The organism is Microbacterium sp. K24, from assembly GCF_004794465.1.
Classification (GTDB): Bacteria; Actinomycetota; Actinomycetes; order Actinomycetales; family Microbacteriaceae; genus Microbacterium.
The window spans coordinates 1-9,558 of sequence record NZ_SSDJ01000009.1 but is presented as its reverse complement, the minus strand read 5'-3'; the positions used below and the strand labels follow the sequence as shown (position 1 = coordinate 9,558).

At 69.7% G+C, this 9,558-nt stretch carries 9 protein-coding genes; 1 reads left to right on the top strand and 8 read right to left on the bottom strand.

The window, feature by feature from the left end; translation table 11 throughout:
- Window positions 1–310 precede the first annotated feature (310 nt).
- Genes DW306_RS00155 through DW306_RS00135 form a run of 5 tightly spaced genes read right to left on the bottom strand, consistent with a single transcriptional unit; the run spans window position 311 to window position 3,702 of the window.
- Window positions 311–1,264 (bottom strand): bifunctional riboflavin kinase/FAD synthetase, encoded by a 954-nt coding sequence (locus DW306_RS00155; RefSeq protein WP_136053638.1) that lies wholly within the window; start codon window positions 1,262–1,264, stop codon window positions 311–313.
- Window positions 1,261–1,698 (bottom strand): hypothetical protein, encoded by a 438-nt coding sequence (locus DW306_RS00150; protein ID WP_240746985.1) that lies wholly within the window; start codon window positions 1,696–1,698, stop codon window positions 1,261–1,263. The genes DW306_RS00155 and DW306_RS00150 overlap by 4 nt, the downstream gene beginning before the upstream one ends.
- Before the next feature lie 57 nt (window positions 1,699–1,755).
- Complete coding sequence (locus tag DW306_RS00145; RefSeq protein ID WP_136053636.1) at window positions 1,756–2,124, bottom strand: hypothetical protein; 369 nt, start codon at window positions 2,122–2,124, stop codon at window positions 1,756–1,758.
- The gene (gene truB / locus DW306_RS00140) at window positions 2,121–3,014 is read right to left on the bottom strand and encodes a tRNA pseudouridine(55) synthase TruB (protein WP_136053635.1); all 894 of its coding nucleotides are present in this window, start codon (window positions 3,012–3,014) and stop codon (window positions 2,121–2,123) included. Before truB ends, DW306_RS00145 begins: the two co-directional genes overlap by 4 nt.
- 46 nt (window positions 3,015–3,060) lie before the next feature.
- Window positions 3,061–3,702, bottom strand: a complete 642-nt coding sequence (locus DW306_RS00135; protein WP_136053634.1) for a hypothetical protein — start codon at window positions 3,700–3,702, stop codon at window positions 3,061–3,063.
- A gap of 73 nt (window positions 3,703–3,775) precedes the next feature.
- Here DW306_RS00135 and DW306_RS00130 point away from each other — a divergent pair, with 73 nt between their 5' ends.
- Complete coding sequence (locus DW306_RS00130) at window positions 3,776–4,654, top strand: A/G-specific adenine glycosylase (RefSeq protein WP_136053639.1); 879 nt, start codon at window positions 3,776–3,778, stop codon at window positions 4,652–4,654.
- 21 nt (window positions 4,655–4,675) lie between these two features.
- On the opposite strand, the gene DW306_RS00125 is transcribed toward DW306_RS00130, so the two are convergent.
- The 3 genes from DW306_RS00125 to infB form a co-directional block, all read right to left on the bottom strand.
- A complete protein-coding gene (locus DW306_RS00125; RefSeq protein WP_136053633.1) occupies window positions 4,676–6,814 on the bottom strand; it encodes a helix-turn-helix transcriptional regulator in 2,139 nt (712 codons plus the stop codon).
- Window positions 6,815–6,994: 180 nt separating this feature from the next.
- Complete coding sequence (rbfA, locus tag DW306_RS00120; protein ID WP_136053632.1) at window positions 6,995–7,420, bottom strand: 30S ribosome-binding factor RbfA; 426 nt, start codon at window positions 7,418–7,420, stop codon at window positions 6,995–6,997.
- Between the two features lie 96 nt (window positions 7,421–7,516).
- Window positions 7,517–9,558, bottom strand: a 2,042-nt coding sequence (gene infB, locus DW306_RS00115; RefSeq protein WP_136053631.1) for a translation initiation factor IF-2, incomplete at its 5' end; no start/stop codon positions are given.

The window sequence follows — 9,558 nt, the reverse complement described above, 5'->3', positions numbered from 1 at the left end:
TCTCGCGCACCTTGCGCGCGAGGATCGGGATGAGGGGGGCCTCGTCGTCTCGACGGGACGTCTTCTTGCGCCGCGTGGCGGCGGTTGCCGTGGTCGGCATGCTCCTCCTGAGCGTGAAGGCTCCGGCATCCTCATGAAGCCGCGAGCCGTTCTCGATGTCCGCGTGTGGCGTGAGCCAGGACCGTACGAACAGTGATTCCGGTTCCCTCCGATGCACGCCGTACGCGTGAGGATCGGTGAGAACCACGGCCCAGTCTATGCCATTCCCGCACCACGACGGAGACTTTCCTGGTCGCCGCGCGTCATCGAGTCAGTCGACCGCGCCGGTCAGCACCCGTCGCGCGTCCGAGACGTCGAGGGCCATCTGCGCCATCAGCTTCTCGATGCCCTCGTAGGCGACCATGCCGCGCAGCCTCTCGACGAACTCCACGGTGACGTCGTGGCCGTAGAGGTCGAGTCCCGTCTCATCCAGCACATGCGCCTCGACCTGGCGCTCGAGCACGTCGTCGAAGGTCGGGTTGGTGCCGACCGAGATGGCGGACGGATGCCGGATGCCCGTGTCGTGGTCGACGAGCCATCCGGCGTACACGCCGTCGGCGGGCACGAACGCGTCGACGATCGTCGAGAGGTTCGCCGTGGGGAATCCGAGTTCCCTGCCGCGCTTGAGACCGTGCACGACCACGCCCCGCACGTCGGGATTGCGCCCCAGCACGCGCGCGGCCCCGGCGACGTCACCCGCGACGAGCAGCTCACGGATCCAGGTGGATGAGACGCGGCGCGGCGACCCGGGCAGGAACACGTCGTCGACGACCTCGACCGTGAAGCCGTGCACGGGCCCGAGCTCCCGGAGCAGGTCCGGAGTCCCCGCTCCTCCGCGGCCGAACCGGAAGTCCTGCCCGACGAGCACCTCGGAGACCTGGAGAGCATTCACCAGGATGTCGATCACGAAGTCCTCGGCGCTGCGCGCGGCGAGCTCCTCGTCGAAGGTGAGCACGAGGGTCGCGTCGAGGCCGAGCTCGCCGAGGAGCTCCAGCTTGCGCTCGACCGTCACCACGTTCTCGGGGCAGCGGTCGGGGCGCAGGACGGCCAGCGGATTCCGGTCGAAGGTCACAGCGACCGACCGGCTTCCGGACGCGGCCGCGGCCTCGTTCAGTCGCGCGATGACGGCTCGGTGTCCGGCGTGGACGCCGTCGAACTTGCCGATGGCGACCGCGCTGGGACCGAAGTCGCGGGGCACCTCGGCGGGGCTGCGGAAGACGATCACGCGGTCGCCTCGAGAGGAAGAGCGGCGCGCGACGGCCGGTGCGTCCGAAGCCACCAGATGCCGAAGACCGGGAGCACCAGGGGGATGAAGAGGTACCCGCGGCCGAACAGCGACCACACGGTCTCATGCTGGAACAGCGCGGGAAGGACGATGCTGAGCAGACCCACGACGAGCACGCCCGTGAGTTCGAAGACGATCGCGATCCAGGCGACCGTGTACCACCCGCGGCGGCGCGACAGCACGAGCGCGAGGGTCGCCAGGATGTACACCACCGCGGCGAGTGCGGAGAGCGAATACGCGAGCGGCGCCTCCTCGAACCGGCGGACGATCTGCACGAAGCTGCGCCCCGTGGCGGCCAGCGCCATGACGGCGTAGACGATCACGAGGACGCGACCGATTCCGGTCATCCGAGTGGAGGGGGTGGTGGTGCTCATAGCGCATTCCATCTTAGAGCCGCGCGAGGAGCCCGGACTCCGCGCGCGCTTCCGGCGTCACGCGATCTGGACGGTCCAGATGACCTGCATGCGCCACAGCATGATCGCGATCGCGAGGGCGGCCACACCGAGGATGACCGTGCTCCAGCGGCTGCGTTCCATCAGCGCCCACAGCACCGCTCCGACGGGGAGCAGCGCTGCCGACACCAGGTAGACCCAGTACTCGAGGAGATCACCTGTGGGCGGGTTCCCCGCGAGCGGCGCGACGATCGCCACGACGATCTGCACCACGAGCAGCGCCTCGACGAGCGCGAGAGCCCCGACGCTGAAATCGCTCGGTCGCCGACCCACGAGTCCGGCGACGATGCAGAACACGCCGGCGGCGACCGCCACGACGATCTGCACGATCGTGAGCCACAGGATCATCGTGCATCCTCGGGCATGTTCATGGCGCTCTTCAGATCGGCGCCACGACGCTCCACGATGCCCACCAGGGAGCCCTCGTCGTCGATCGCCGCAGCGAGCGTCCCCTCCAGGCGAGGGGCCTGGTTGCTGAGTCTCTTGCCGTGCCGGAGGTCACGTGCTTCGTCCGCGGAGACGGGCAGCGGGGGCAGGATCCGACTCGCGGCCTGCGCGGGCGTCAGCGTGCGGGCATCGGCGAGGTCGTCGAGCCCGACGGCATCCGCGACGTCGAACGGGCCTACCCGCGTGCGGCGCAGAGACGTGAGGTGACCGCCGACTCCGAGCCCCGCTCCCAGATCGCGAGCGAGCGCGCGGATGTAGGTACCGGAAGAGCAGTCGACGACCACGTCGAGGTCGAGGAACCCCTCGCCCTCGCGTTTCGCGACGACCTCGAAGCGCGACACGACGACGTCGCGTGCGGCGAGCACCACGTCCTCCCCTGCGCGTACCCGGTCGTAGGCGCGACGCCCGTCGACTTTGATCGCCGAGACCGCGCTGGGCACCTGCGAGATCTCTCCGGTGAGGGTCGTGATGCCGGCGACGATCGCGTCATCGGTGACGGTCTCCCACGCATCCGGGGCGGCGTGGGAGACGATCTCACCATCGGCGTCGTCCGTCCCGGTCGTCTGTCCGAGCCGGATCGTCGCCTCGTACGTCTTGTCCGCGCCGACCACGTAGGTGAGGAGTCGTGTCGCGCCCTCGATCCCGATCACCAGCAGCCCCGTGGCCATCGGATCGAGGGTGCCGGCGTGGCCGACCTTCCGCGTGCCGAACGCGCGACGGGTGCGCGCGACGACGTCATGACTGGTCAGCCCTGCGGGCTTGTCGACGAGGAGGATTCCGGGCGAGACCATCTCCCCAGCCTACGATGCGGCCATGGTCCGGCCGTGCATCGCGACGTCAGCCGCAGACCTCGTAGGAGGGCTCGTCCCTCGTCGTCACGACCACGCTGTTCGCGATGGTCTCCCCCTCGCGGAACTGGAAGAAGACATGTCCGTCGGCGTCGCCGGCGAGCCGCAGCCACGTGCCCGTTCCGATCTCCGCCGTGCCCTGCTCCGCGTCCGGATAGGCCGCCAGCACCTCGTCCGTGGTGGAGCCGACGCCGAGCCCCTCCGCGGTGCGCGGTCCGTCGACGCCGGCGAGATCTTCGGCCGCCGAATAGGCGGAGATCTCGGAGATGGGCTCGGTGTCGGATTCGGTGCCCCGCACGAAGTACACCCCGGAGGACGAGTCGGGGGCGTTCCACCAGGCCGTCCAGGTGCACGCTTGGTCATTCGTCCACGTGTCCGGCAGTGACCCGAGCGTGGCCGCGAAGTCGCCGCCGATGGTGACGGGTCCGATTCCTGCGTCGCTGATGATCCAGGTGCCCGGATCCGCCGGATCGACCTCGGGCGGCGCCGTCGGAGCCGGAGTCGACGTCGGCGCCGTGGTCGCGCTCGGCGACCATTGCGGTGACGTCGAGGCCGTGCATCCGGCGAGCAGGCCGATCGCCGCTGCCGCCGCGATCGTGAAGGTCAGTCTCCGCATGTCATCGGTGTTCATCGCACTCTCCGGTTCTCGGGCGCCTGTCGCGCTCGCCTAGGCTGTCGTCGTGTCTGCGATCTCCTCAACCCCCATCGAGGAGATCGCGCAGCTCGTGCTCCGATGGTATCGAGCCGGTGCGCGCGATCTGCCCTGGCGGCGCACGGCGTTTCATGAGCAGTACGGCGCCTGGGGTGTTCTCGTGAGCGAGTTCATGCTGCAGCAGACCCCGGTCGCCCGGGTGATACCGCACCTGGAAGGCTGGCTGGCCCGCTGGCCGACACCGACGGCGATGGCAGCGGCATCCGCGGCGGATGTCGTGCAGCAGTGGGCGAACCTCGGCTATCCGCGCCGCGCGCTGTGGCTGCACCGCGCGGCGATCGAGGTCACGCAGCGCCACGGAGGAGTCGTCCCCCGCGATGTCGATGCGCTTCTCGCGCTGTCCGGCATCGGCGACTACACCGCCAGGGCCGTCGCCGTCTTCGCCTACGGAGACCGTCATCCGGTCGTCGACACCAACACCCGGCGGGTCCTCGCCCGCGCGGTCGAGGGGCGGGCGCAGCCTTCTCCGCCCTCGCGCCGGGACCTGGCGCTGATGGAGTCGCTGCTGCCGACGACGGATGCCGATGCCGCTGCTTTCAACGCGGGCGCGATGGAGCTCGGCGCCACGGTCTGCACCGCACGCTCGCCGCGCTGCGAGATCTGCCCTCTCGCGGGCACCTGCGCCTGGCTCGCCGCAGGGAGGCCGGACACCGGTGACACCCGGCGGCGTCAGGCGGCCTACGAGGGCTCCGACCGGCAGGCCCGCGGCGCGGTGCTGCGCCTGCTCCGAGCGGCCGCACCGGACGGTGTTCCCCTGGATGCCGTTCTGCCCGACTGGCCCGACAGCCGCCAGCGGGATCGTGCGATCGACTCGCTCATCGCCGACGGCCTCGCGGAAGCGGACGGCGAGGGCATCTCCCTGCCACGCTGAATCGGCTCCCGGACCGCGCCGTCAGAGGTGCTGGTTGGTGCGGTGTGCGAGTGCGGTCAGCTCGACGCGTCGGCGCACATCCAGCTTCGCGAAGACCCGGCCGAGATGCACCTCGACCGTGCGCACCGACACGTTCAGTGCAGCCGCGATGTCTCTGTTCGCCGCACCTGCGACAGCGAGCATCGCCACCTCGACCTCGCGCGCGGTCAGCAGCTGCGCCCAGGCATACCGACAGGACGACAGCGGATCCGCGATGGCTGCGGCGTCGCTCTCGTCGGGGTCGAGCCGGGCCACGCGGTGGCCGATGGAACGAGCCCACGCTGTCGCCCCGGCGAGCTCGAACAGATGCTCGGCGGTCTGCAGATGACGGCGTGCGAGCGCGTGGTCGTCGCGGATCGCGCATCGGATGCCGAGCATCGCCTCGACCCGTGCCCGCGCGAACGGCGAACGCAGAGTGCGAGCGGACGCGTGCACCTCCTCGCACTCGGCTCGCCAGCGGCCGTCCGTCGTGGTCGCGATCCTGAGCCGCAGTTCGTGCGCGAGCACGACCTCGGGCGGCGCGACGATGGTCGGCGCGGATGGACCGATCTCCCAGGTGAGCGCCACCTCATCCAAGCCGGGGACCGAGAGCGTGGTCTGCGGGGCCCCGAGGTCGAGCCAGAGCCGCATGGACGACGCGGCGCCGTCGAAAGCCCCGGCGAGGAAGGCCTCGATCCCCTTGTCGACGATCACGTCGATCTTGGCTTCCGGCGGCAGGGCGGCCGTGAGAGCGCGCGCGACGGGGCCGATCTCGCCTCGGACGGCGAGGTCGAGGCGGCGCGCGAGCACGACGCCCAATCCCGCGAAGGGCATCGCGATCGGCAGCTCCCGTGCAGAGGACCGGATCTTCTCGCGTGCGGGTCCGATGTCTCCGCGCCACACGAGCAGCAGAGCCTCGACGACGGCCTGATACGCCCGGACGACCGGGCTGTGCTCGAATCCCGCGACCAGGGGATCGGTGTCCGACTCCATCGTCGCGTCCGCCGCTCCGAGGATGCGCAGGCCGAGGTCGACGTCTCCGCTGATCGCAGCCCGCAGAGCGCGCAGCATCCGTCCACTGAGCGGCCCGGACCCGGTGGCCTCGTCGACGTCGGACTCCCCCACCAGCAGCCAGCACAGGGCGACGGCCGGATCACGGAGCTCCCGCTCGGCGCCGACGCGTGCGGTCCCGGTGCGCATCGCGTCGAGCCACACCCTCATGCCGGTGCGATCGCTGCGCTCCGCACAGAGCACGGCCGCGACGGCCGCCGCCCGCGTCCACGAATACCAGTCGTCGCGATCGTCGGAGCGGGGCCGCAGGGAGTGCGGATCGACGTCGGGCACCGCGCCCTGGAGGTGCGCGCGCACGGTGAGGAGCCCGGCGAGTCCCTGCAGACGGTAGCGCTCCGTGCCGTCGGGGAAAAGGCTCCCGAGCCATTCGGCAGCCTCGACGGCGAACCCCGCGCCCACCGACGACGTCCCCGCGACGAGCCTCGCTTCATCGAGTTCGACTCCGACGGCGTGCTCGGCGGCCTCCTGCGCCAGCAGCAGGGCGCGATCCGGATGCCCCGCCTCGGAGAGCTCTCGCGCGATCCGGGTGAGCTCGGCTGCGGCTCCGGGATCCCTGTCGAGTGAGGCGCGGGCGCGATGCCAGTCCGCGCTCATACCGTCGCCACGGCGCTGGAACACGGCGCTCAGCCGGTGGTGGACGACACCCACCACCGTCGGATCGGTCTGCGCGCGCAGCCAGATCGCCAGCCGCGGGTCCGCGAACCGCGCGCGCCCGGCGCGCACGACGAGATGCCGGCCGGCGGGCGCGGCGGCGGAGATCTCGGCAGCTGTGCGGCCGTCGAATTCGAGAAGCGGTTCGAGGGCGTCGTCGAGAGAGACGGCCAGCGCGAGCAGCAGGTCCCGATCCCGCGACGGGAAGACCAGATCCTGGAAGACGGCGGCGATCGCCGGCACGACCGGGAGCGGAGTCGGCAGAGGACGAAGACCGGCTCTCTGCGCGGGCAGCAGCCGCTCCACGACCTGGCCGATCGTGGGCTCGTCACCGTGCAGTTCCCGGAAGAGACGCGTCAGGACATGGGGCGCGCAGCTCAGCCCGCGCACGAGGAGACCGTCGAGCAGCGCCTCGACCACATCGGGCGCGACCGACCGATCGCCGTGCGCGTTCGAACCCTCGATGCCGATCCCCCTCAGCTCGGCGGGACACGATCCCGCAGAGGCGAGGGTAGCAACGAGAAGTCACCGCCGGAGCGTCTTACCGACGCTGTATATCGGTGGTCGATCGCGCCGAGGGAGACCTGCAGCCGGACGAGGTCAGTCCTGCTCGTCCTCGGTGCGGTAAGGGTCCGCGTCACCGGCGTGCGATGCCGAGGAAGCGAGCTTCGCGACCTCCGCATCGCGCTCCTGCGCCTGGCGCAGCAGCGCACCGATGTGGTCGGCGTTCTCCGGGAGCGCGTCGGGGATGAACTCGAGCGTCGGCACCAGACGGGTGCTGAGCTGTCGTCCGACCTCGCTGCGCAGCATGCCGGTCGCAGACGCGAGCGCCTCGCCGCTGGCGATGCGCTCCTCTTCCGTGCCCAGCACCGTGTAGAACACGGATGCGTGCTGGAGGTCGCCGCTGACGCGGCAGTCGGTCAACGTGACGAAGCCGAGCCGCGGGTCGCGCAGCCCCTTCTCGAGCCGCTCGGCGAGGATCACGCGGATCCGGTCCGCCAGACGAGCCTGTCGTTCACCAGCCATTGTTCTCTCCCTCTTCAGAAAGCCTTCGGGCGCCCTTCGTCTCGTTGCGCTCGCTCAGGAGCCGGAGCGAAGGACGCCCGAAGATATCGCTATGGATCAGCCGCGAGGCTTCTCGACGAGCTCGGTCGTCTCGATCTCGTCACCGATCTGGATGTCGTTGAACTTGCCGAGACCGATACCGGCCTCGTAGTCCGTGCGCACCTCGGTGACGTCGTCCTTGAAGCGGCGCAGCGACTCGATGGCGAGACCATCGGCCAGCACGACGCCGTCGCGGATGACGCGGGCCTTGGCATTTCGCGTGATCGTTCCCGACCGCACGATGACACCGGCGATGTTGCCGAACTTGGAGGAACGGAACACCTCGCGGATCTCGGCGACGCCCGACTGGACCTCTTCGAACTCCGGCTTGAGCATGCCCTTGAGCGAGCTCTCGACCTCGTCGATCGCGTTGTAGATCACCGAGTAGAACCGGATGTCGACGCCTTCACGCTGGGCGCGCTCACGCGCCTTCGTGTCGGGTCGCACGTTGAAGCCCACGATGATCGCGTTGTCGATCGTCGCCAGGTTCACGTCGGATTCGGTGATCGCACCGACGCCGCGGTGGATGATGCGCAGCTGCACCGAGTCGTCGACCTCGATCTTGAGGAGCGACTCCTCCAGCGCCTCGACGGCACCCGAGACGTCACCCTTGATGATGAGGTTGAGCGACTCGACCTTGCCCTCCTGGAGAGCACGGGTGAAGTCCTCGAGCGAGATGCGCTTGCGGGCCTTGGCCAGCTGGGCGTTGCGCTCGACGGCTTCGCGCTTCTCCGCGATCTGACGGGCCATGCGGTCTTCCTCGGTGACGATGAAGACATCGCCGGCACGCGGCACGGAGTTCAGACCCTGCACCTGCACGGGACGCGACGGGTAGGCCTCGAGGACCGCATCGCCGTTCTCGTCCGCCATGGCACGCACACGACCGTAAGCCGTTCCGGCGACGATCGCGTCACCGATCCGGAGCGTTCCGGACTGGATCAGCACCGTCGCGATCGAACCGCGACCCTTGTCGAGCTTCGCCTCGATGGCGACACCGCGAGCAGCCTTGTTCGGGTTCGCCGTCAGGTCGAGACCGGCGTCGGCGGTGAGCAGCACCGCATCCAGGAGCTCCTGGATGCCGGTGCCGGCACGAGCCGACACGTCGACGAACATGACGTCTCCACCGAACTCCTCGGCGACCAGACCGTACTCGGTGAGCTGCTGGCGCACCTTGGACGGGTTGGCGTCGGGCTTGTCGACCTTGTTCACCGCGACCACGATCGGCACGTTCGCCGCCTGGGCGTGGTTCAGCGCCTCCACCGTCTGCGGCATGATGCCGTCGTCGGCCGCGACCACGAGGATCGCGAGGTCGGTGACCTGCGCACCACGGGCACGCATGGCGGTGAACGCCTCGTGGCCCGGGGTGTCGATGAAGGTGATGGCGCGCTCGATGTTCTCGTGCTCGGTCCACACCTGGTAGGCACCGATGTGCTGCGTGATGCCGCCCGCTTCGCCTTCGATGACGTTGGTCTGGCGGATGGCGTCGAGCAGTCGGGTCTTACCGTGGTCGACGTGACCCATGACGGTGACGACCGGCGGACGGATCTCGAGGTCGTCCTCGCTCTCCTCCTCGAGCTCCTGGTCGAGGTTGAGACCGAAGCCCTCGAGGAGCTCCTTGTCCTCGTCCTCGGGCGAGACCATCTGGATCTTGTAACCCAGCTCCTCGCCGAGGACCTCGAACGTCGCCTCGTCCAGCGACTCGGTGGCCGTGGCCATCTCGCCGAGGTTGAAGAGGATCGTGACGAGGGTTCCCGGCTGCACGGTGTAGCCGGTCAGCGTCTCGATCTTGTCGGCGAAGTCCGCGATGGACGCGCCGCGACGCATGCGGATGACCTCCCCGTTGCCACGGGTGACGTTGACGCCACCGACGACCGGGGCGCTCCGCATCTCGAATTCCTGCCGCTTCGCCCGCCGCGACTTGCGCTGCTTGCTCTTGCCGCCGCCCTTGCCGAAGGCACCTGCGGTACCTCCACCGGGACCACGGCCACGGCCACCGCCACCACCGGGACGACCGGCGAAACCGCCGCCGCCACCGGGACGAGCGCCGGGGCCGCCTGCAC